The sequence below is a fragment of the Pseudomonas sp. CFBP 13727 genome (genome assembly GCF_014841915.1).
In the GTDB taxonomy this organism is placed as follows: Bacteria; Pseudomonadota; Gammaproteobacteria; order Pseudomonadales; family Pseudomonadaceae; genus Aquipseudomonas; species Aquipseudomonas baltica.
Window position 1 is genome coordinate 128,998 of record NZ_JACYUT010000004.1, and the last position, 20,847, is coordinate 149,844.

General features: G+C 62.3%; 19 protein-coding genes and 1 tRNA gene. 11 read left to right on the top strand and 9 right to left on the bottom strand.

All coding sequences use genetic code 11. The features are described from left to right. Positions 1-13: 13 nt before the first annotated feature. A complete protein-coding gene (locus IFT76_RS13880; protein WP_122714459.1) occupies positions 14-787 on the bottom strand; it encodes an ABC transporter ATP-binding protein in 774 nt (257 codons plus the stop codon). A gap of 590 nt (positions 788-1,377) precedes the next feature. Here IFT76_RS13880 and gabP point away from each other — a divergent pair. Further along, positions 1,378-2,766 carry a GABA permease gene (gene gabP / locus IFT76_RS13885; protein WP_192058900.1) on the top strand — a complete coding sequence of 463 codons (1,389 nt, stop codon included), beginning with the start codon at positions 1,378-1,380 and terminating at the stop codon, positions 2,764-2,766. 260 nt (positions 2,767-3,026) lie between these two features. On the opposite strand, the gene IFT76_RS13890 is transcribed toward gabP, so the two are convergent. The 5 genes from IFT76_RS13890 to IFT76_RS13910 form a co-directional block, all read right to left on the bottom strand. Next, a complete protein-coding gene (locus IFT76_RS13890; RefSeq protein ID WP_192058902.1) occupies positions 3,027-4,772 on the bottom strand; it encodes an anti-phage dCTP deaminase in 1,746 nt (581 codons plus the stop codon). Positions 4,773-5,055: 283 nt separating this feature from the next. Then, a tRNA-Phe gene (locus tag IFT76_RS13895) sits at positions 5,056-5,131 on the bottom strand. 92 nt (positions 5,132-5,223) lie between these two features. Next, positions 5,224-5,496, bottom strand: a complete 273-nt coding sequence (locus IFT76_RS13900) for an oxidative damage protection protein (protein WP_043191657.1) — start codon at positions 5,494-5,496, stop codon at positions 5,224-5,226. Further along, positions 5,496-6,560 carry an A/G-specific adenine glycosylase gene (gene mutY, locus IFT76_RS13905; protein ID WP_185794874.1) on the bottom strand — a complete coding sequence of 355 codons (1,065 nt, stop codon included), beginning with the start codon at positions 6,558-6,560 and terminating at the stop codon, positions 5,496-5,498. Before mutY ends, IFT76_RS13900 begins: the two co-directional genes overlap by 1 nt. Further along, positions 6,557-8,785: an AsmA family protein gene (locus IFT76_RS13910; protein ID WP_192058904.1), complete on the bottom strand. Its 2,229-nt coding sequence runs from the start codon at positions 8,783-8,785 to the stop codon at positions 6,557-6,559. The genes mutY and IFT76_RS13910 overlap by 4 nt, the downstream gene beginning before the upstream one ends. A 407-nt stretch (positions 8,786-9,192) precedes the next feature. On the opposite strand from IFT76_RS13910, the gene IFT76_RS13915 reads away from it, so the two are divergent. From IFT76_RS13915 to hisF, 6 genes are all read left to right on the top strand, one after another. Next, positions 9,193-10,851, top strand: coding sequence for an OFA family MFS transporter (locus IFT76_RS13915; protein ID WP_122480567.1), 1,659 nt, complete (start codon positions 9,193-9,195; stop codon positions 10,849-10,851). A gap of 187 nt (positions 10,852-11,038) precedes the next feature. After that, positions 11,039-11,632 carry an imidazoleglycerol-phosphate dehydratase HisB gene (gene hisB / locus IFT76_RS13920; RefSeq protein ID WP_043191647.1) on the top strand — a complete coding sequence of 198 codons (594 nt, stop codon included), beginning with the start codon at positions 11,039-11,041 and terminating at the stop codon, positions 11,630-11,632. Continuing rightward, positions 11,632-12,270: an imidazole glycerol phosphate synthase subunit HisH gene (hisH, locus tag IFT76_RS13925; protein WP_122795890.1), complete on the top strand. Its 639-nt coding sequence runs from the start codon at positions 11,632-11,634 to the stop codon at positions 12,268-12,270. Before hisB ends, hisH begins: the two co-directional genes overlap by 1 nt. Then, positions 12,270-12,527 (top strand): DUF2164 domain-containing protein, encoded by a 258-nt coding sequence (locus IFT76_RS13930; RefSeq protein ID WP_122480565.1) that lies wholly within the window; start codon positions 12,270-12,272, stop codon positions 12,525-12,527. The genes hisH and IFT76_RS13930 overlap by 1 nt, the downstream gene beginning before the upstream one ends. A 42-nt stretch (positions 12,528-12,569) precedes the next feature. Continuing rightward, positions 12,570-13,307, top strand: coding sequence for a 1-(5-phosphoribosyl)-5-[(5-phosphoribosylamino)methylideneamino]imidazole-4-carboxamide isomerase (gene hisA, locus IFT76_RS13935; RefSeq protein WP_122480564.1), 738 nt, complete (start codon positions 12,570-12,572; stop codon positions 13,305-13,307). A gap of 80 nt (positions 13,308-13,387) precedes the next feature. Next, positions 13,388-14,158, top strand: a complete 771-nt coding sequence (gene hisF / locus IFT76_RS13940) for an imidazole glycerol phosphate synthase subunit HisF (protein ID WP_043191638.1) — start codon at positions 13,388-13,390, stop codon at positions 14,156-14,158. Between the two features lie 87 nt (positions 14,159-14,245). Here hisF and IFT76_RS13945 read toward each other — a convergent pair whose 3' ends face one another. After that, a complete protein-coding gene (locus tag IFT76_RS13945) occupies positions 14,246-14,494 on the bottom strand; it encodes a hypothetical protein (protein WP_192058906.1) in 249 nt (82 codons plus the stop codon). 115 nt (positions 14,495-14,609) lie between these two features. On the opposite strand from IFT76_RS13945, the gene trhA reads away from it, so the two are divergent. Continuing rightward, a complete protein-coding gene (gene trhA, locus IFT76_RS13950; RefSeq protein ID WP_192058909.1) occupies positions 14,610-15,227 on the top strand; it encodes a PAQR family membrane homeostasis protein TrhA in 618 nt (205 codons plus the stop codon). Positions 15,228-15,230: 3 nt separating this feature from the next. Here trhA and IFT76_RS13955 read toward each other — a convergent pair whose 3' ends face one another. Both IFT76_RS13955 and IFT76_RS13960 read right to left on the bottom strand, forming a co-directional pair. After that, a complete protein-coding gene (locus tag IFT76_RS13955) occupies positions 15,231-15,950 on the bottom strand; it encodes a 16S rRNA (uracil(1498)-N(3))-methyltransferase (protein ID WP_192047994.1) in 720 nt (239 codons plus the stop codon). A gap of 133 nt (positions 15,951-16,083) precedes the next feature. Next, on the bottom strand, positions 16,084-17,490 hold the full coding sequence (locus IFT76_RS13960; RefSeq protein WP_185794880.1) for an adenosylmethionine--8-amino-7-oxononanoate transaminase: 1,407 nt from the start codon (positions 17,488-17,490) through the stop codon (positions 16,084-16,086). Between the two features lie 189 nt (positions 17,491-17,679). On the opposite strand from IFT76_RS13960, the gene IFT76_RS13965 reads away from it, so the two are divergent. The 3 genes from IFT76_RS13965 to IFT76_RS13975 all read left to right on the top strand — a co-directional run bounded on the left by IFT76_RS13965 (position 17,680) and on the right by IFT76_RS13975 (position 20,809). Then, positions 17,680-19,422 carry an FAD-dependent oxidoreductase gene (locus IFT76_RS13965; protein ID WP_192058910.1) on the top strand — a complete coding sequence of 581 codons (1,743 nt, stop codon included), beginning with the start codon at positions 17,680-17,682 and terminating at the stop codon, positions 19,420-19,422. A gap of 198 nt (positions 19,423-19,620) precedes the next feature. Further along, on the top strand, positions 19,621-20,172 hold the full coding sequence (locus IFT76_RS13970) for a cytochrome b (RefSeq protein ID WP_122480559.1): 552 nt from the start codon (positions 19,621-19,623) through the stop codon (positions 20,170-20,172). 37 nt (positions 20,173-20,209) lie between these two features. Then, the gene (locus IFT76_RS13975) at positions 20,210-20,809 is read left to right on the top strand and encodes a YceI family protein (protein WP_122480558.1); all 600 of its coding nucleotides are present in this window, start codon (positions 20,210-20,212) and stop codon (positions 20,807-20,809) included. Positions 20,810-20,847: the final 38 nt, after the last annotated feature.

The window sequence follows — 20,847 nt, forward strand, 5'->3', positions numbered from 1 at the left end:
TGTTATTGCTCCGTTAGCGGTTGCTGGACATGAACTGCCTGCAGCGCGCCGACAAGGGGTTGTCGAATACTTGCTCGGGCGTACCCTGCTCTTCCACCAGACCTTGATGCAGAAACACCACCTCGCTGGAGACCTGCCGGGCAAAGCCCATCTCGTGTGTCACCAGCAGCATGGTACGGCCTTCTTCGGCCAGGTTGCGAATAACCGCGAGCACCTCCTGGACCATTTCCGGATCCAGCGCCGAGGTTGGCTCGTCGAACAGAATAACCTTGGGCTGCATGGCCAGGGTGCGGGCAATCGCTGCACGTTGTTGCTGGCCGCCGGAAAGCTCGTTCGGATAGGCGTGGCGCTTGTCGGCGATACCCACCTTGGCCAGCAGCGCCTCGGCCACTTCGATCGCTTCGGCGCGGCTTTGCCCCAGCACGCGGCGCGGTGCCTCGATGATGTTGTCGAGCACGCTCATGTGCGGCCACAGGTTGAAGTTCTGGAAGACGAAGCCGATCTGGCTGCGCAGCCGGTTGATCTGGCGGCTGTCGGCGGCGATCAGCTCGCCGTTGCGAGCGGCCTTGAGCTTGAGCGCTTCACCAGCCACCAGGATCTCGCCCTGATGGGGGTTTTCCAGCAGGTTGATGCAGCGCAGCAGGGTCGACTTGCCGGAGCCGGACGAACCGAGGATGGAAATCACCGCGCCGTCGTTGGCGGCCAGCGATATGCCCTTGAGCACGTCCAGTGCACCGTAGCGCTTGTGCAGGTTACGGATTTCCAGAGCGGGCGTGGCCTGAGCCATGTGCGGTCCTCATATAGGCGGGTGCGGCCTGCCGTCACCGAAGTGAACAGCCAAGCGCAAAGCTAGCATAGCGCGGATGGCGAGGCTGGACTTGCAGCTTGTGTCCGATCTGCCTGGCGCGATGTGCGAAGGCACCGCAGCAGGAACGTCGGACGGGCAGGGCGCGATAAAAAAGGCGCGATGTTGCCAGTTTTGCCCAGTGGAGGAAAGCGCGAATGCGGCTTGAATGTGGCAACGCGATAAGCAGCAGGTCGCACGAAGTTGCACCTGAGCCATACAGTGCCCATGCAAAAGTTGCGCCTTTAGGTTGCACTGTTTTTGTGCGAAGGTGTTACCGACGTCGTTTTTTGGTGCGGCATATCGCCCCACGCTGAGTAGTTCGGTAATCCGTCTCGGCCCGCAAAGCAAACCTCAACGGATTCAATCTGTTGGCACGAATGGCCAAGAGGTCCGTTTCAGGGCGGCAGGATATACCTTGGTACAATTTGGCGCAATTTTTGCGTAAAAGATAAGGAACGGGGTGTAGCGGACTTTGCACAAGGCTCGCGATCACCGCCGGACAGAACGCTATTCTTCGCAAAGGTAGTTTTATGAGTACGCAGAATTCCACAGGTCTCGCTCAGGGACTCAAGCCGCGTCATGTAACTATGTTGTCGATCGCCGGTGTCATTGGTGCCGGCCTGTTCGTAGGTTCCGGGCACGCCATCGCCGCTGCCGGCCCTGCCGTGCTGCTGGCCTATGCTGCTGCCGGCAGCCTGGTGGTGCTGGTCATGCGCATGCTCGGTGAAATGGCCGTTGCCTCGCCGGACACTGGGTCGTTTTCCACCTACGCCGACCGTGCCATCGGTCACTGGGCCGGTTTTTCCATCGGCTGGTTGTACTGGTGGTTCTGGGTGCTGGTGATTCCGCTGGAAGCCAACGCCGCCGCCTCGATCCTGCATGCCTGGATTCCCGACGTGTCGCATTGGGTGTTCGCATTGTTGATCACCCTGGTGCTGACGGTGACCAACCTGTTCAGCGTGAAGAACTACGGTGAATTCGAATTCTGGTTCGCGCTGATCAAGGTGCTGGCAATCATTGCCTTCATCGTCGTTGGCCTGGGCGCCGTGTTCGGCTTCATGCCCAACAGCCAAGTCAGCGGTGTCAGTCACCTCACCGATACCATGGGCTTCATGCCCAACGGGCTGGGTGCCGTCGTCGCCGCCATGCTGACCACCATGTTCTCGTTCATGGGCACCGAGATCGTCACCATCGCCGCCGCCGAATCGAAGAACCCAGGTCAGCAGATTTCCAAGGCCACCAACTCGGTGATCTGGCGGATCTTCCTGTTCTATCTGGTTTCGATCTTCCTGGTGGTGGCCCTGGTGCCGTGGAACGACCCGCGCCTGGCCGAGCTGGGCTCGTACCAGACCGTTCTCGAGCTAATCGGCATCCCCAACGCCAAGTTGATCGTCGATATCGTGGTATTGGTCGCTGTAACCAGCTGCCTGAACTCGGCGCTGTACACCGCGTCGCGCATGCTGTTCTCCCTCAGCAAGCGCGGCGACGCGCCTGCTGCTGCGCAGAAAACCTCGAAGTCCGGTACCCCGTCGGTGGCCGTGCTGATGTCTACCGCAGCCGCGTTCGTGGCCGTGATCGCCAACTACGTCGCCCCAGCGGCGGTGTTCGACTTCCTGCTCGCCACCTCCGGCGCCATCGCGCTGCTGGTGTACCTGGTGATCGCCGTGTCGCAACTGCGCATGCGCCGCAAGCGCGAGTTGGCCGGTGAGAAGATCGACTTCAAGATGTGGCTGTTCCCCGGCCTCACCTACCTGGTCATCCTGTTCATCGTCGCGGTGCTCACCACCATGGCCCTGCGCGAAGACCACCGCGTTGAAATCCTCGCCACCGGTGGCCTGGCCATCGCCGTAGTCGTCGCCGGGCTGATCGTCTCCAGCCGTCGCAAGGCCGGTAACGCGCGCGTGGCGCTCGGTCGCTGATCGCTTCGACCACTTGAACGCAAAGGACGCTGTCGGTGACGACAGCGGCCTTTGTTGTTTCTGCGACTGCCGGCGCCAGATCGACCCCGCCCGATGCACTGCATCAGGAAGGTCGGTTGTCCGGCTGTTTCGCTTTGGCGGTCTGTGGCTGGGTGGCTGCGACAGGTTTGAAAAAATCCTGCTTCCACTGAGGCCACTGCGCAACCGTCTGGCGGCACGCAGAGAGATGGTCGAGAAACGCCTGTTTTTTACTGGTCATGTCATTTGTTCTCCAAGTAGCTGGACAGCAGGCTCGCCGCGGTCGATTCCCGGTCTACATAAGACCAGGGGTGCATCTGGGTTCGCAGTTTCGCGTCGCCCTCTTTCCATTCCACGACTTCGCCATCTTCATTCTTGCGAGCGACAGGGTAGCCGCTACCGAGGTTGGTGGAAAACAAGTTGAAGAAGCTGCGAGGACCAACCCCTATGAATGGTTCGAAAACGACATTGCTGTGGTTTTTCGTCAGTGAGATCGAATCCGAGTGAAATTCCAACGCCTTGCTTTTCGGATACGGCTCTACATACACGACTCGTTTGATACCTGCCGCCACGATGTGCTTGGCGCAGTTATGGCAGGGGAACGTCGTACAGTAGAGATCGCTCCCCGCGCAGGAAGTGCCTGAACGGGCACTGGAAAGCAGTGCTTCCATCTCGGCATGCACCACGCGACCGTATTCAGTGATGTCCTTGATTCTGCTTTTCTTGATCAAGGGCGCCAGTTCCTCCTGGTACTGCGCAGGAATCACCGCAAGGATTTCGTCGACGATGAGCTTTTTGTGCGAGGCATTGGAGTCCAGACCGCGCATGTAGTCGCGTCCATCCGGCGTGTCGACGATGCCATGGCTTTCCGGGTCTTTTTCAGGCCAATAGAGCCCGCCGTGTGCCTTGGGCACGTCATTGGCGCCGGTGGCGACGATGCAGCGGTCTTTGGTCAGCACGGCGCCGACCTGGCGCGAGAGATCGGCCGAACGCAGCGATGCGGAAAATGCCATGAACATGGCGTACTCATCGAACGTGGGCGTGATGTAGGGACGCCCGAACAATAGATCGAGGATTCGCCAGGTCTGCTTCTTGAGCGCGTCCGAGTTGCCGTCGTAGTCGATGAAGAAGTCCGAAAGGTGATAGGTGTTGCGCGTGTGCTGCCCATGCTCGTCGCGTTCGTCCGCGTCGCGCTCGATCAGTCGGGAAGCCTGCTGTTCGGTCATCGAGCGATCTTTGACGAGGTACTCGTGACGCCGCGCCGAGTCCGCATGGACACCGACCAGGAAAAAACCATCGGAGTAGATTTTGCGCAGGCGTTCGACCTCGGCAGGACTTTTCAGCGAGTTGATGATGAACGCCCGGCGGCGCATGGGGGCGGACTCGCTGCGCAGCTTGTTGATCTGGGCCGCCGCGCCAAGGGCCAGGATGGCATTGTCCTGGCTGTCCTTGCGCAGCCGGTTGCCTTCTTCCATGTAGCTGCTGATGCGCTCATATTCACTGGTGGTCTGGGCCGGACAGCCAATGCTGGCGATGACATCCGTCGAGATTTTGATGCAGCTGGTTTCATAGCCGAAGATCTTGAGCCTGTCACCGATCAGCTTCGAGACTTCAGGCAGATCAGTGCCGATGGTGCCGACCAGGCCGATGATGAGTTCGGAGTCTGAATAGGTGTCGTCGATGAAATAGGACGTATCTGATGGGGGAACCTCGGAGAGTTCCGCAACCATCTGCGCTGCACCCAGGGATGGGATGGATGAGCTGCCGTACTGGCTGTCGAGTAGAGGGCCGACCATTTCCTGCAGTTTTGCCGCTGCATGCGGCTTGCCCTGGAAGTGGAGGGTTCCGGTAGAGGGGTACCAATTGAGAATGCCCTTGCCCAGGGTCTTGAACTGACATTGATTGTCGTTGATCACCCGCCATTCGCCTGCAGGCAAAATGCTTTCGAGCTGTGATTTGAGCTCTTCGAATGTGCCATCGAAACGCATAGTGACTCCTTGTTCTCACTGCCGATCAATCCGTTGATCGAGGGGGCTCCCGGTGTCTTTCGAGAGGTAAGGCCATACGGGAATCAAGATAGCCCAGAGTCGAGGAAGGTACAGGCGTTACCCGCGTTGATAAGTAACAGCGTATGTGGGCGTAAGCCGCACCCAGACCGATCGAGTGTCTGCACCGCAGATTGATCTGCAAAAAGATGTGCGTGCCTCGCCCCCAAATCCCGCCCAATAAAAAACCCCTGAATCTTTCAATTCAGGGGTTTCTCGGTATTAGTGGTGCCCAGAGACGGAATCGAACCGCCGACACGGGGATTTTCAATCCCCTGCTCTACCGACTGAGCTATCTGGGCAACGGGGCGCATTAAACTGGTTTTTCGACGGGTCGTCAAGCGTGATGTCGAAAAAAATTTTAATCATTACCGTCGCTTACGATTTTGCTGGGTTATTCGGCGGGTGGTACGTAGCCGTCGGCCTTGGCGTATTCCTCGCCGGACAGGTACTTGTCCATTTCGCCCTGGAGGAATTTGCGGTCTTCGGCGTTCATCATGTTCAGGCGGCGCTCGTTGATCAGCAGCGTCTGGTGTTTCTGCCAGTCGCCCCAGGCTTGCTGGGAGACGTGGTTGTAGATGTCTTCGCCCTTGGCGCCGGGGTAGGGAGGGCGTTCCAGGCCAGGCAGTTCTTCTTTGTACTTACGGCACAGTACGGTGCGGGTCATTACAGATCTCCTGCGTTCAAGGCGTCGGCTGCGTGTTGCAGCAGCTTCTTCACCGGGGCTGCGAGGCCCAGGCGCGGCGGTGTGGCGAGGTTATACCAGAGCCAGTCGGCCTCGGCCACGTGGTGGGCGGTCTGTTCGACCTGCACCAGCCAGGGGTCGATGGCCAGCTGGAAGTGGCTGAAAGTGTGGGTCAGGGCTGGCAATTGACGGCGTGCGAGCATGTGCAGTGCGTGCTGGTCGGCAAGGTGATCGAGGTCGCTCAGGTCATCGAGCTGCGGAAGGCTCCACAGGCCGCCCCACAGGCCTGTCGAGGGCCTTCGGTAGAGCAGGATGGCGCCGTCGCGGTTGGCGAGCAGGGGCATCAGTGTTGCGCGTTGCGGGATGGTCTTGCGCGGCTTGGGTATCGGGTAGCGGATTTCCAGGCCGAGCATGTGCGCTTCACAGCTCTTTTCCAGCGGGCACAGCAGGCAGCTGGGCTTGCTGCGGGTGCACAGCGTGGCGCCCAGGTCCATCATTGCCTGGGTGTAGTGGTTCACACGGGTCTGCGGAGTCAGGCGCTCGGCGGTGGCCCACAGCGCCTTGGCCACCTTGGGCTCGCCTGGGTAGCCTTCCTGCGCGGTGTAGCGGGCGAGCACGCGCTTGACGTTGCCGTCGAGGATCGGCGCGCGCAGGCCCATGCTGATGCTGGCGATAGCCCCGGCCGTGGACAGGCCGATACCGGGCAGCTCGACCAGCTTCTCGACGTCGCGGGGAAACTCGCCGCCGTGCTCGCTCATCACGATTTTCGCGGTTTTCTGCAGGTTGCGCGCGCGGGTGTAATAGCCCAGCCCGGTCCACAGGTGCAGCACTTCGTCTTCCGGCGCCTCGGCCAGCGCCTGCACCGTGGGCAGCGCGGCCATGAAGCGGTCGAAGTAGTTCAGTACCGTGCTGACCTGGGTCTGCTGCAGCATGATTTCCGACACCCATACCCGGTAAGGGTTGATGCCCTGCTGCCAGGGCAGATCATGCCGGCCATTGCGGTCGTACCATTCCAGCACGGCGCTGGAAAACTGCTCGGGGCTCATCGGTTGAACAGACCTCGCAATGCGTCTTTGAGTTTTGGATCGACCTTGTCGCCCAGTTTTTCTTCGAGCTTCTCGTCGATCTTGTCGCGAATACGGTCGCCGGCCAGCTTGGCGGCGACCTGGCCCAAGCCGTCACGGTCGATGCGGCAGGCCTTGGCGCCCATCTCCAGCGGGCCGCGGCAGCGCAGCGGCAGCTCGACGCCGACGAAGCGCTCGCCCACCTGGCAGGCCGGGTCGGCGCTGGTGCCTTGTTCGCCGTCGACCACCACACCAATGCGGTAGTCCATGCCCAGCACGCGCAGATCGACGTCGCCGTTGCCCTTCACGGTCAGGCCGGGGATGCGCACGAGCAGGTCCTGGTTGCTGGCCACACCGTTACGGAACACCAGGCTGCCCTTGAGCTCCTTGAACGGCGTGTCCTTGCCGCGCGGTTCGCCGTTGAGCGTTTTGCGGTTGAGCACCGAGATGCCGCGGCAGATCTGCTGCTCGAGGTTGGCGTTGACCAGCACGCCGTCGTTGAGGACGAAGCTGGCGGTACCGTTGAGCGATTCGACCAGGGCCTTCTGGCTGTTGCCTGAACCGCTGAGGTTGCTGTTGAGGTTCAACAGGCCGCGCAGCGGTGGGTTGGCGTTCTGCGTCTTGATGAAGTTTTCCACCGGCACCTTGTCGATGCGTGTCTGCAACGCCAGCAGCGGCATGTCCGGGCGCACGTCGAGCGTGCCCTGGGTGTTGAAGCTGCCGTTGTAGAGGCCGCCGGCCAGGGTCTGCAGGGTCAGCATGCCGCCCTGGCCCTGTGCCTTGAGGGTGGCGTTGTGCACAGGCAGGCCCTTCAGGGTCAGTTGGCCAATGGTCAGGTCGGCCTGCACGTCCAGGGCGCGCAGACGCTCCACGGGCAGCAGGCGGTCATCGCTCCAGGCGCCGCGGGTCGGGGGCTCCGGCAGCGGTGATTCGCCCGAGGCGACTGCGGCCGCTTCGCTGTTCTGCACTTCGGCCTGGCGCGCCGCGCTGGCATTGGTGGCCTTTTCGGTCTTGGCCGGCAGGTAGCGATCGGCGTTGAAGGTGTCGCCCTTGAGCTGCAGGCGCAGGGCCTGGCGGGCAAAATCGTCCACGGCGATGCGGCCGGTGAAGGTGCTGTCGTCCAGTTTCAGCGTCAGGTCTTCCAGACCAAGGCTGTCGCGGGTGCCCTGCAGGCGGCTGACCAGCTCGAACTTACCGAGGCTGCCCGGTGCCATCGCCGGCAGCGGTTGGCCGATGCCGTCGAAGAACGCGCGCGGGTCGAACTCGGCAATCGACAGGCCGCCGGTGAGCTGAGGGTCGCTGTCCAGATTGCGCACGCGCAGTTCGCCCAGCGCGCGCAGCTGATTGGCGGCCAGCTTGAGGCCGGTCCATTCGGCGACGTTGGCGGACTGGTCGAGCAGCAACTGCCCCTGCGCGCTGAAGGTCACGGTCTTGCCCTGCAGCGGGTCGCCCGAGGCTTCACCGCTCAGGCGCATGTCTTCGAGCTGGTAGCGCTTGAGCACGCGATCGAAGCGAAGCTCGCCGGCAAGCTCGGTGCGGGCCCGCACGACCGGCTGGTTGGTGCCCAGGAAAGCGGTCAGTTTCAGCGGAATGTCCGCGCCTTCATGGACGGCGCCGGTGCTCAGCTGGATGCTTTCGGCGGTGTACATGCGGCCTGTGCGCACGTCGTTGTACTGCACGCGGGCGTTGTTCACGGTCAGGCTGTCGATGTCGAGCTTGACGGGGCGTGAGGGCGCCTGCGGTTTGCCCGGCTCGGTGACTGCCGGTGCGTTCGGGTCGGTGGCGTCGGCCGTGGTGGCGGGCAGCGGCTTGCCGATGTCTTCCCAGTTGCCGTGGCCGTTGGCATCACGTTCCAGGGACAGGTTCAGGCCTTCGACCCGTACGTCGCTCATCTGCACTTCCTTGCGCAGCAGCGGCAGCACGCGCACGGACAGCCCGAGCATCTGCAGGTCGGCGAAGGGTGCCTTGGGGTTGGCAAGGGTGGCCACGCTGGCGTCGTGCAGTTCCAGGCCCAGCCATGGGAACAGGCTCCAGCCGATATCCCCGTTGAGGGTCAGCTCGACGTGAGCCTTGTCCCGTGCCAGTTGGCGAATCTCGTCCTTGTAGTCGTTGGGGTCGAACAGGTGGGTGAGGGCGAAGCCCAGGGCCACCAGAATCAACAACAGACCGAGAATGCACAGGCCGAGGATTTTGCCGAACGCTTTCATGGGCGAGTCCTTTAGTCCGAATTTTGGAAGTTAGCGGGAGAGTATAACGTTGTGCGACTGGCGATGTGGGCGGTCCGTCGGTGCCATTTCACTGGGCGTCGACGGTCGCTTCGTGAAGGTCGCCCAAGCGCTTTGGGCCGTGGGTTTCACCGCTCCATCAGGCGACTGCCGAGCCATTCAGGGGGATTTTGCCAACCACCTGGCAGTTCATCGCGATAAAGGGATAGCAGTTTGCTTCCATTGGTTACATCTAGTGGTAATCTCCGCCCCTTCAACTGTCCGCTGCGACTTTATGTCGCGATTTGCCAAGTGCTGCCGATAAAACAATCGATCGCCAACGCGCGTGAAGAATGTGGGCGCATTTGTGTGCAGACAGCTGAACTACAAAAATCAACGGGGGTTACAAAATGAGCAGTAGTCTTTCGGGCGGCGGCGTGGGTGCCCAGCCAGGATTCCTGTCCAAGGAGCGGATCATCGCCAAGCCTGGCTTCAACCGCTGGCTGGTTCCACCAGCTGCGTTGGCCATTCACTTGTGCATCGGCATGGCGTACGGTTTTTCGGTGTTCTGGCTGCCATTGTCCAAGGCGATCGGTATCACCGCGCCAGTGGCGTGCGCGCCCGACATGAGCTTCTTCAGCCAAGTGTTTTCATCGTCCTGTGATTGGTCGGTGTCGATGCTGAGCTGGATCTACACACTGTTCTTCATCTTCCTGGGCTGCTCGGCGGCCATCTGGGGTGGCTGGCTGGAACACGCCGGGCCGCGCAAGGCCGGTGTGGTTTCGGCACTGTGCTGGTGCGGTGGTCTGGTCATTTCCGCGTTGGGTATCTACACCCACCAGATCTGGCTGATGTGGCTGGGCTCGGGCGTGATCGGTGGTATCGGCCTGGGGCTGGGCTACATTTCCCCGGTATCGACCCTGATCAAGTGGTTCCCGGACAAGCGCGGCATGGCTACCGGCATGGCGATCATGGGCTTCGGTGGCGGCGCCATGGTGGGCGCACCGCTGGCAGCGGTCCTGATGGGCCATTTCGCCTCGCCTACCAGCGTCGGCGTGTGGCAGAGCTTCCTGGTGATGGCGGCGATCTACTTCGTCTTCATGATCGGCGGCGCATTGTCCTACCGCGTGCCGCCTACCGGTTGGAAGCCTGAAGGCTACGTCGCTCCGGCGAAGAAGGCCAAGGGCATGATCACCAACCGCCACGTGCACGTGAACGTGGCCTGGAAGACGCCTCAGTTCGCCCTGGTGTGGCTGGTACTGTGCCTCAACGTTTCCGCAGGTATCGGCATCCTCGGCATGGCTTCGCCGCTGCTGCAGGAAGTGTTCGGCGGCAAGCTGTTGGGCGTGGACCTGGCGTTCAACCAGCTGGACTCGGCGCAACTGGCGCAGATCGCTGCCATCGCGGCGGGCTTCACCGGCTTGCTCAGCCTGTTCAACATCGGTGGACGCTTCTTCTGGGCTTCGTTCTCCGACTATATCGGCCGCAAGGTGACCTACTTCGTGTTCTTCGCCCTGGGCGTGGCACTGTACGCCTCGGTACCGACCCTGGGTCATTCGGGCAGCATCGCGCTGTTCGTGGCAGCCTTCTGCATCGTGCTGTCGATGTACGGCGGCGGCTTCGCCACGGTTCCGGCCTACCTGGCCGACCTGTTCGGCACGCAGATGGTCGGCGCCATCCACGGTCGCCTGTTGACCGCATGGGCCGTGGCCGGTGTGCTGGGTCCGGTGCTGGTGACCAACCTGCGTGACTACCAACTGGCGCAGGGTGTTCCGCGCGCGGCCGTGTACGACACCACGTTGTACATCCTCTCCGGTTTGCTGGTGCTGGGTTTCATCTGCAACGCGCTGGTGCGTCCGGTGGCCGACAAGTACTTCATGACCGATGCCGAGCTCAAGGCCGAGCAGGCGCTGGGCCATGACAAAGGTGCAGACGGCACGACCGTGCTGGAGTGGAAGGCCAATCCGGCTTCCAAGCCGCTGGCCATCGCTGCCTGGCTGGCCGTGGGCATTCCGTTGGCGTGGGGTGTGTGGGTGACCCTGCAGAAGACGGCGGTGCTGTTTCATTGATGTAGATGCTTGAATCGGCGGTGGCCCGTTCGCGGCCACTGACCGCTCCTACGACATCCCGTAAGAGCGGTCATCGGCCGCGAAAAGGCCACCGCAGATCATCCTTTCCCCCCTCTTCTGTTCCCGTTTCCCGCCTGCGTGCCTATAATGATCACCTTTTTCGCCCAACGATTTTGCGGAGCTGGTGATGGCCGAACGTATCGCGTTCGTCGAGCGCAACACTCTGGAAACCCAGATCAAAGCCTCGATCAACCTGGATGGCACCGGAAAGGCCCGATTCGATATCGGCGTTCCTTTTCTTGAGCACATGCTTGACCAGATCGCCCGGCACGGGCTGATCGACCTGGACATCGAGTGCAAGGGCGACCTGCACATCGACGACCACCACACCGTGGAGGACGTCGGCATCACCTTGGGCCAGGCATTCGCCAAGGCCATCGGCGACAAAAAGGGCATCTTTCGCTACGGCCACGCCTACGTCCCGCTGGACGAAGCGCTGTCGCGCGTGGTCATCGACTTCTCCGGCCGCCCCGGCCTGCAGATGCACGTGCCCTACACCCGCGCCACCGTCGGCGGCTTCGATGTGGATCTGTTCCAGGAGTTCTTCCAGGGCTTCGTCAACCACGCCAACGTCTCCCTGCACATCGACAACCTGCGTGGGCACAACACCCATCACCAGATCGAAACCGTGTTCAAGGCTTTCGGCCGCGCGCTGCGCATGGCCGTTGCGGTCGACGAACGCATGGCCGGGCAGATGCCGTCGACCAAGGGCGTGCTCTGATGCAGACCGTCGCGGTAATCGACTACGGCATGGGCAACCTGCATTCGGTGGCCAAGGCTCTGGAGCATGTCGGTGCCGGCAAGGTGCTGATCACCAGTGACGCCAATGTCATTCGTGAAGCCGACCGCGTGGTCTTTCCCGGTGTCGGTGCCATTCGCGACTGCATGGCTGAAATCCGCCGCCTGGGCTTCGATGCGCTGGTGCGCGAAGTCAGTCAGGACCGTCCTTTCCTGGGTATCTGCGTCGGCATGCAGGCGTTGATGGAGCACAGCGAAGAGAACGCCGGCGTCGACTGCATCGGCGTGTTTCCCGGCAAGGTGCGCTTTTTCGGCAAGGACCTGCACGAAGGTGGCGAGCACCTGAAGGTCCCGCACATGGGCTGGAACGAAGTGCAGCAGGCGGTGGATCACCCGCTGTGGCACGACATTCCGGACCTGGCGCGTTTCTACTTCGTGCACAGCTATTACATCGAGGCCGGCAAGCCGGGCCAGGTGGTAGGGCGCGGTCATTACGGTCGCGACTTCGCCGCGGCACTGGCCGAAGGGTCACGCTTCGCCGTGCAGTTCCACCCCGAGAAGAGCCATACCCATGGCCTGCAGCTGCTGCAGAATTTCGCAGCCTGGGATGGACGCTGGTAATGGGCAAGGCCAGCAAGCCGCCCATTCTTACCCTGACGCCGGAGCAGGAGAGCGAAGCGGCCGAGAAGATCAAGCGGTTCATGCGTGACCGCTTCGATCTCGACCTGGGTTCGTTCGAGGCCCTCGAGGTGCTCGAGCTGTTCACCCGCGAAATGGCTCCACACTATTACAACAGGGCGATTTTCGATGTGCAGGCGCACCTCAGCGAGAGGTTCGAAAGTATCGAGAGCGACCTGTGGGCGCTCGAGAAGAACTGACTTCCGAGCATCGCCGTTCACCGACTTCGAAGGTTTTTGCAGATGCTGATTATCCCCGCTATCGATCTTAAAGACGGTGCCTGCGTGCGCCTGCGCCAGGGCCGCATGGAAGATTCCACGGTGTTTTCGGACGATCCGGTGAGCATGGCTGCCAAGTGGGTCGAGGGCGGCTGCCGTCGCCTTCACCTGGTCGATCTCAACGGTGCCTTCGAAGGCCAGCCGGTGAACGGCGATGTGGTCACCGCCATTGCCAAGCGCTATCCGCACCTGCCGATCCAGATCGGCGGTGGCATCCGCTCGCTGGAAACCATCGAGCACTACGTCAAGGCCGGCGTGAGCTACGTGATCATCGGCACCAAGGCGGTCAAGCAGCCCGAGTTCGTCGCCGAGGCTTGCCGTGCATTCCCCGGCAAGGTCATCGTCGGCCTGGACGCCAAGGATGGCTTCGTCGCCACCGACGGCTGGGCGGAAGTGAGCACGGTGCAGGTCATCGACCTGGCCAAGCGGTTCGAGGCCGATGGCGTGTCGGCGATCGTCTACACCGACATCGCCAAGGACGGCATGATGCAGGGCTGCAACGTACCCTTCACCGCTGCTCTGGCGGCCGCGACCAAGATCCCGGTGATCGCCTCCGGCGGTATCCACAACCTGGGCGACATCCGTGCCCTGCTGGACGCCAAGGCGCCGGGCATCATCGGCGCCATCACTGGCCGCGCCATCTACGAAGGCACCCTGGACGTCGCCGAGGCCCAGGCATTCTGCGATTCGTACAACGCGTAACGGCTGGACGCGGCCCCCTGTAGCAGCGGCGCAAGCCGCGTCCGCCAGCACCTCGCTCCCCATCCAATCGGAGATTCCCCATGGCCCTGGCCAAACGCATCATCCCCTGCCTGGACGTGGACAACGGCCGAGTGGTCAAGGGCGTCAAGTTCGAGAACATCCGCGACGCCGGCGACCCGGTCGAGATCGCCCGGCGCTACGACGAGCAGGGCGCCGACGAGATCACCTTCCTGGACATCACCGCCAGTGTCGATGGCCGTGACACCACCCTGCACACCGTCGAGCGCATGGCCAGCCAGGTCTTCATTCCCCTGACCGTGGGCGGCGGCGTGCGCACGGTGGCGGATATCCGCAACCTGCTCAATGCCGGTGCGGACAAGGTTTCGATCAACACGGCTGCGGTGTTCAACCCTGAGTTCGTCGGCGAGGCAGCTTCGCGCTTCGGCTCCCAGTGCATCGTGGTGGCCATCGATGCGAAGAAGGTCTCGGGGCCCGGCGAAGAGCCACGCTGGGAGATCTTCACCCACGGTGGGCGCAAGCCTACCGGCCTGGACGCCGTGCAATGGGCGCAGAAGATGGAAGGCCTGGGCGCGGGTGAGATCCTGCTGACCAGCATGGACCAGGACGGCATGAAGAACGGCTTCGACCTGGGCGTGACCCGCGCCATCAGCGACGCGTTGGGCATTCCGGTGATCGCTTCCGGCGGGGTGGGCAACCTGCAGCACCTGGCCGATGGCGTTATCCAGGGCGGCGCGAGCGCGGTGCTCGCCGCCAGTATCTTCCACTTCGGCGAGTACACCGTGCCTGAAGCCAAGGCGTTCATGGCCAAGCAAGGCATCGTGGTCCGCTGACCCTGTAGCAGCGGCGCAAGCCGCGTCAGGCGTCACCGCGTTGCGCCAGGTTCACCGCACGCACCGCCGACGCGGCTCGCGCCGCTGCTACAAGGAATCTGTCGTTGCGGTAACCGCGTCCGGCATCCCGGTAATGACGATCGCCGTTTCGGCAACCGCGTCCGGCGTCCGAGTAATGACGATCGCCGTTGCGGTAACCGCGTCCGGCGTCCGGGTAATGACGATCGCCTTCACGGCAACCGCGTCCGGCGTCCGGGTAATGATGGTCACCGTTTCGGCAACCGCGTCCGGCGTCCGGGTAATGATGGTTACCGTTTCGGCAACCGCGTCCGGCATCACCGCGACCCTGTAGCAGCGGCGCGAGCCGCGTCGGCGGACACCGCGGTGGGCCGCTCAATCGCGTCGGCGTTTGACGCGGCTTGCGCCGCTGCTACAGGGGTAAGGAGTTTGTATGTACCACGGCGAGCGAATGAACGCCTGGACCCATTTGGCAGGGGCTGTGCTGGCGGCGGTCGGTGCTGTCTGGCTGCTGCTGGTGGCAGCGTTTCAAGGTGATTCCTGGAAGATCGTCAGCGTGTGCATCTATGGCAGCACGCTGATCCTGCTCTACAGCGTTTCCACGATCTACCACAGCGTGCGCGGGCGCGGCAAAGCGCTCATGCAGAAGCTCGATCACCTGTCGATCTACCTGCTGATCGCCGGCAGCTACACGCCGTTCTGTCTGGTCACCCTGCGCGGGCCTTGGGGCTGGAGCCTGTTCGGCGTGGTCTGGGGGCTGGCGGTGCTGGGCATGTTGCAGGAGATCAAGCCACGCTCCGAGGCCCGCGTGCTGTCCATCGTGATCTACGCGGTGATGGGCTGGATCGTGCTGGTCGCGATCGAGCCGTTGCTGCGCCTGCTGGGCCCCGCCGGATTCGCCTGGCTGGCCGCGGGCGGCGCGCTGTACACCGTGGGCATCATCTTCTTTGCACTGGACAAGCGCCTGCGCCATGCCCACGGGATCTGGCACCTGTTCGTGATCGCGGGCAGCGTGCTGCACTTCATCGCGATCTTTTTCTACGTCATCTGAACCCTAGAAATCACCCCATAGCTGCTGCGCCACCGCCAGGGCGACCACCGGCGCGGTTTCGGTGCGCAATACGCGCGGGCCGAGGCGGGCTGCGTGAAAGCCGGCGGCCTTGGCCTGCTCCACTTCGGCATCGCTCAAACCGCCTTCAGGGCCGATCAGGAACGCCAGGCTGGCAGGTTTTGCATGGCTGAGCAGCGGCTCTGCAACGGGATGCAGCACCAACTTGAGTTCGGCGTGGCTGGCGGCGACCCAATCGGCCAGCGCCTGCGGCGCATGAATGACCGGCACGCTGGAACGGCCGCACTGCTCGCACGCGCTGACCGCCACCTGGCGCCAGTGGGCCATGCGCTTGTCGGCGCGCTCGTCCTTGAGGCGCACCTCGCAGCGCTCGCTCACCAGGGGGGTGATTTCACTCACGCCCAGTTCGGTAGCTTTCTGGATCGCCCAGTCCATCCGTTCGCCACGGGACAGGCCCTGACCCAGATGGATGGCCAGCGGCGAATCGGGCTGGCCGGCAAACTGTTCGTCGAGGGTGACGCTGACGCGTTTCTTGCCCACTTCCAGCAAGGTGCCGAGGTATTCCTGACCGCTGCCGTCGAACAGCTGCACCTTGTCGCCGGCGGCCATGCGCAGCACGCGGCCGATGTAGTGGGCCTGGGCTTCGGGAAGTTCGTGTTCGCCCAGGGCGAGCGGGGCGTCGATGAAAAAGCGGGACAGTCGCATGGGGGTGTCTCTGGTGATTTTTTGGTGTTTATTCGGGCCTCTTCGCGGCCACTGGCCGCTCCTACGGTTGCAGGGTGTGCCCTTGTAGGAGCGGTCAGTGGCCGCGAAAGCACTGGTACAGGCGACGTCCTACTCAACCCGGATCGCGAAACCCGGGGTGGAAATCTTCGGCTACCTGCACGCTCACGCTGCTGCGCGTGGCGATATCGATCCCCTCGCTGGCCACCTCGGCCAGGAAGTCGATCTGCTCGGGCGTGATCACATAGGGCGGCAGGAAATACACCACACTGCCCAGCGGCCGCAGCAACGCGCCACGTTCGAGTGCGTGGTTAAATACTTTCAATCCGCGCCGTTCCTGCCAGGGGTAGGCGGTTTTGCTGGCCTTGTCCTGGACCATTTCGATGGCCAGGACCATGCCGGTCTGGCGCACTTCCGCCACATGGGCATGATCGACGAGGTGCGCCGTGGCGCTGGCCATGCGCTCGGCCAGGGCGCGGTTGTTCTCGATGACGTTGTCCTGCTCGAATATGTCCAGTGTCGCCAGCGCCGCGGCACAGGCCAGCGGATTGCCGGTGTAGCTGTGCGAATGCAGGAAAGCGCGCAGGGTCGGGTAGTCGTCGTAGAAAGCGCTGTAGACGTCATCGGTCGTCACACAGGCGGCCAGCGGCAGGTAGCCCCCGGTCAGCGCCTTGGACAGGCACAGGAAATCCGGACGGATGCCGGCCTGTTCGCAGGCGAACATCGTTCCGGTACGGCCAAAGCCCACCGCGATTTCGTCGTGGATCAGGTGCACGCCGTAGCGGTCGCACGCCTCGCGCAACAGCTTGAGGTACACCGGGTGATACATGCGCATGCCGCCAGCGCCCTGGATCAACGGTTCGATGATCACCGCAGCAATACTTTCATGGTGCTCGGCCAGGGTGTGTTCCATGGCCTGGAACAGCGTGCGCGAATGCGCCTCCCAACTTACCCCTTCGGGCCGCAGGTAGCAGTCCGGGCTCGGCACTTTCAAGGTGTCGAGCAGCAGCGGCTTGTAGGTTTCGGTGAACAGCGGCACGTCACCAACCGACATCGCCGCAATGGTTTCGCCGTGATAGCTGTTGGTCAGCGTGACGAAGCGCTGCTTGTTCGGCTGGCCGCGGTTGACCCAGTAGTGAAAGCTCATCTTCAGCGCGACTTCGATGCACGACGAGCCGTTGTCGGCGTAGAAGCAGCGGGTCAGGCCCTCGGGCGTCATCTTGACCAGCCGCTCGGACAGCTCGATCACCGGCTGATGGCTGAAGCCGGCCAGGATCACGTGTTCCAGCTGGTCGACCTGATCCTTGATGCGCTGATTGATGCGCGGGTTGGCGTGCCCGAACACATTGACCCACCAGGAGCTGACCGCGTCCAGGTAACGCTTGCCCTCGAAGTCTTCAAGCCATACGCCTTCACCGCGCTTGATCGGGATCAGCGGCAGGCGCTCGTGGTCTTTCATCTGGGTACAGGGATGCCACAAGACCTCGAGGTCGCGCTTCATCCACTGATCGTTGAGTCCCATCTTTTTCTCCCGCGGCAACACGCTTGGCAAACAGTCGCGCAAGCCTATGCAATGAGGCCTCGGCTCACAACCCAAACATGCTCGATGGCGGCGCTGGCGGGCAGTATGGCGCTGGCGTATGCTGCGCGGCACTTTGCCATTGCCGGGGCATGATCCGGCCATATCGCTTGCTCTGCCGGAGTTCTCTGCATGTCTGCTGGTTGGTTGCGCGCTTGGGCGCTGATAGTGGTGGGGCTGTTCAGCGCGCAGGCGTTGGGCAATGACAAGGCACAGACGGCGATCGTCGTCGGCGGCGGTCTGGCGGGGCTCACAGCCGCCTACGAGCTGCAGGCAAAGGGCTGGCAGGTGACCTTGCTCGAGGCGCGCCCCAGCCTTGGCGGCCGCTCGGGCCTGGCCACCAGCGAGTGGATCGGCGGCAGCAAGATCCAGCCGGTGCTCAACGGCTATGTGAACACCTTCAAGCTGGCCACCCAGCCGGCGCCGGAATACGTCCGCAACCCCGGCTACCTGATCGACGGCGAATACTTCACCGCCGCCGACCTGGCCACCAAGCAGCCGGCCACTGCCGAGGCGCTCAAGCGCTACGAGAAAACCCTGGATGACCTGGCCCGCTCGGTCAAGGACCCGGAAAACCCCGGCGCGACCAGCACCTTGTTCGCCCTGGACCAGATCAACGTGTCCAACTGGCTGGACCGCCTGCAACTGCCCGCCACGGCACGGCAGCTTATCAATCAGAAAATTCGTACGCGCTATGACGAACCATCGCGTCTGTCGCTGCTGTATTTCGCCCAGCAAAGCCGCGTCTACCAGGACATCGACGATCGCGATCTGCGCGCTTCACGCTTGATTGGCGGCAGCCCCGTGCTCGCTCAGGCCTTCGTCAAACAGATCAAGACCATCAAGACCGATTCGCCGGTCTCGGCCATCAGTCAGGACAAGGACGGCGTGACCGTCAAGGTCGGCGCGGTGGGTTACCAGGCCAGTTACGTGGTGCTGGCCATCCCCTTGCGTGCGCTGGGCAAGATCGCTTTCACTCCGGCGCTGGACAATCGTCAATTGGCCGCGATCAAAGGCACCAACTACGGTTGGCGCGACCAGTTGCTGCTCAAGTTCAAGACGCCGGTGTGGGACAGCAAGGCGCGCATGTCCGGAGAGATCTACAGCAACACCGGTCTGGGCATGTTGTGGATCGAGCCAGCGTTGAAAGGCGGCGCCAACGTGGTGGTCAACCTGTCCGGTGACAACGCTCGCCTGCTGCAGGCCTTTGGCGACAAGCAGATGGTCGACCAGGTGTTGATCCGCCTGCACGCGTTCTATCCTCAGGCACGCGGTGCCTTCACCGGCTATGAAATCCGTCGCTACAGTGTCGATCCTTCCTACGGTGGTGCCTACCTGGCCTACGGGCCGGGGCAGATCAGCAAGTTCTGGAAGGTCTGGGAAAAGCCGCAGCAGCGCATCGCTTTCGCCGGTGAGCATACCGATTCGCTGTACCCAGGCACGCTGGAAGGTGCCCTGCGCAGTGGCCAGCACGCCGCGGGCCAGGTTGTGGACCTGGCAGCGGGTAAATCCTTCGAGCCGGTCAAAGTGGTTCCGCCAGTGGCCGTGCCGGCGAAGGCCGTGGACAGCAAGCCTGGGTTCTTCTCCAAATGGTTTGGCGGGGGCGAGACGCCGGTGGCCAAGCCGGTCGAGCCAGCACCTGCGCCTGCGCCTGCACCAATACCTGCGCCAGCACCAACGCCCGCCCCGGTACCTGTGGTGGTGCCCGCGCCAGCGCCGGTCAAGGCCGAGCCTGTGAAGAAGGCCGCACCGGTGAAAAAGGTCGACACCAAGAAACCGGAGACGAAGAAAGCCGAGGTGAAGAAGCCTGTGGCCAAGAAGCCGGTCGAACCGAAAAACAAGACAGAAGCGAAAAAGCCTGCAGTACAGCCGTAGGTTTCACACCCTCGCCGTCGCCTTTCCCACAGGGCGGCGGCGAGCCTTCAACGTGCTATTGCTGCACCCTGGTCACCGACAGCACTGCGCTTAATACTGACTTAATCGACTTTATCGATATTTCAAAGCGAGATTTTCCGCTTTAATTCGATAGGTGAGTCAGTCATCTTGAGCGCAGTTCTTACAGGGTCCAGGCACATGCAGCTACGTAATTCCACTTCTCGCTATGGCTGGGTCAGCATCGTTCTGCACTGGGGCGTAGCGCTGACCGTGTTCGGGCTTTTCGCCCTGGGGCTGTGGATGGTTGGCCTGGGCTATTACGACCCATGGCGCAAGGCCGGTCCCGACCTGCACAAGAGCATCGGTCTGGTACTGTTCTTCTTCATGCTGCTGCGCGTGGTCTGGCGCTTCATCAGCCCGCCGCCGCCCGCTACACCCAATCAAGGCAAGCTCACCCGCACTGCGGCTCATCTGGGCCACCTGTTTCTCTATGTGGACCTGTTCCTGGTGATGAGCGCCGGTTACCTGATCTCGACGGCCGACGGCGTGGGGATTCCCGTGTTCGGACTGTTCGAGATTCCGGCATTGGTCAGTGGGTTGCCCGATCAGGCGGAAACCGCCGGTACCGTGCATTTCTACCTGGCCTGGGTATTGGTGATATTCGCCGTATTGCATGGCCTGGCCGCATTGAAACACCACTTCATCGATCGTGATGCAACCCTCATCCGTATGCTGGGTCGCAAAGCTTGACCGCTGTACCTATCAATTTTCCAGAGGAATGCTTTCTATGCTGAAAAAGACTCTTGCCGCACTCGCCATTGGCTCTGCCTTGTTCACCGCAGGCCAGGCCATGGCCGCCGACTACAAGATCGACAAGGAAGGCCAGCACGCTTTCGTCGACTTCAAGATCAGCCACCTGGGCTACAGCTTCATCACCGGTACCTTCAAGGACTTCGATGGCTCGTTCAGCTTCGATGCAGCCAAGCCTGAAGACTCGAAGATCGACGTGACCTTGAAGACTGCCAGCGTGTTCACCAACCACGCCGAACGCGACAAGCACATCAGCAGCAAGGACTTCCTGGACGTCGCCGCGTTTCCCGAGGCTACCTTCAAGTCCACCAGCGTCAAGCCGACCGGCAAAAGCGCCGATGGCAAGACCACTGCCGACGTGACTGGCGATCTGACCCTGCACGGCGTGACCAAGCCAGTCGTGATCAAGGCCACCTTCCTGGGTGAAGGCAAGGATCCATGGGGCGGCTACCGTGCCGGTTTCGAAGGCACCACGTCGATCAACCGCAAGGACTTCGCGCCCAAGTCGATGGACCTGGGTCCACAGTCGGACACCGTCGAGCTGTACTTCACGTTTGAAGGCGTGAAAGCGAAGTAAGTTATTNGGAGTGCTGAAACCTTCGCGGGCAGAGCCCG

Coding starts and splice junctions, on each gene's coding strand:
- IFT76_RS13955 (WP_192047994.1), bottom strand. CDS start 15,950: ATGCGACTGTCCCGCTTTTTCATCGACGCCCCGCTCGCCCTGGGCGAA.
- IFT76_RS13945 (WP_192058906.1), bottom strand. CDS start 14,494: ATGCCGGACGCGGTTGCCGAAACGGTAACCATCATTACCCGGACGCCG.
- IFT76_RS13915 (WP_122480567.1), top strand. CDS start 9,193: ATGAGCAGTAGTCTTTCGGGCGGCGGCGTGGGTGCCCAGCCAGGATTC.
- IFT76_RS13890 (WP_192058902.1), bottom strand. CDS start 4,772: ATGCGTTTCGATGGCACATTCGAAGAGCTCAAATCACAGCTCGAAAGC.
- mutY (WP_185794874.1), bottom strand. CDS start 6,560: ATGAGCCCCGAGCAGTTTTCCAGCGCCGTGCTGGAATGGTACGACCGC.
- hisA (WP_122480564.1), top strand. CDS start 12,570: ATGCTGATTATCCCCGCTATCGATCTTAAAGACGGTGCCTGCGTGCGC.
- IFT76_RS13880 (WP_122714459.1), bottom strand. CDS start 787: ATGGCTCAGGCCACGCCCGCTCTGGAAATCCGTAACCTGCACAAGCGC.
- hisF (WP_043191638.1), top strand. CDS start 13,388: ATGGCCCTGGCCAAACGCATCATCCCCTGCCTGGACGTGGACAACGGC.
- hisB (WP_043191647.1), top strand. CDS start 11,039: ATGGCCGAACGTATCGCGTTCGTCGAGCGCAACACTCTGGAAACCCAG.
- IFT76_RS13960 (WP_185794880.1), bottom strand. CDS start 17,490: ATGGGACTCAACGATCAGTGGATGAAGCGCGACCTCGAGGTCTTGTGG.
- IFT76_RS13970 (WP_122480559.1), top strand. CDS start 19,621: ATGCAGCTACGTAATTCCACTTCTCGCTATGGCTGGGTCAGCATCGTT.
- IFT76_RS13965 (WP_192058910.1), top strand. CDS start 17,680: ATGTCTGCTGGTTGGTTGCGCGCTTGGGCGCTGATAGTGGTGGGGCTG.
- trhA (WP_192058909.1), top strand. CDS start 14,610: ATGTACCACGGCGAGCGAATGAACGCCTGGACCCATTTGGCAGGGGCT.
- hisH (WP_122795890.1), top strand. CDS start 11,632: ATGCAGACCGTCGCGGTAATCGACTACGGCATGGGCAACCTGCATTCG.
- IFT76_RS13930 (WP_122480565.1), top strand. CDS start 12,270: ATGGGCAAGGCCAGCAAGCCGCCCATTCTTACCCTGACGCCGGAGCAG.
- IFT76_RS13975 (WP_122480558.1), top strand. CDS start 20,210: ATGCTGAAAAAGACTCTTGCCGCACTCGCCATTGGCTCTGCCTTGTTC.
- IFT76_RS13910 (WP_192058904.1), bottom strand. CDS start 8,785: ATGAAAGCGTTCGGCAAAATCCTCGGCCTGTGCATTCTCGGTCTGTTG.
- gabP (WP_192058900.1), top strand. CDS start 1,378: ATGAGTACGCAGAATTCCACAGGTCTCGCTCAGGGACTCAAGCCGCGT.
- IFT76_RS13900 (WP_043191657.1), bottom strand. CDS start 5,496: ATGACCCGCACCGTACTGTGCCGTAAGTACAAAGAAGAACTGCCTGGC.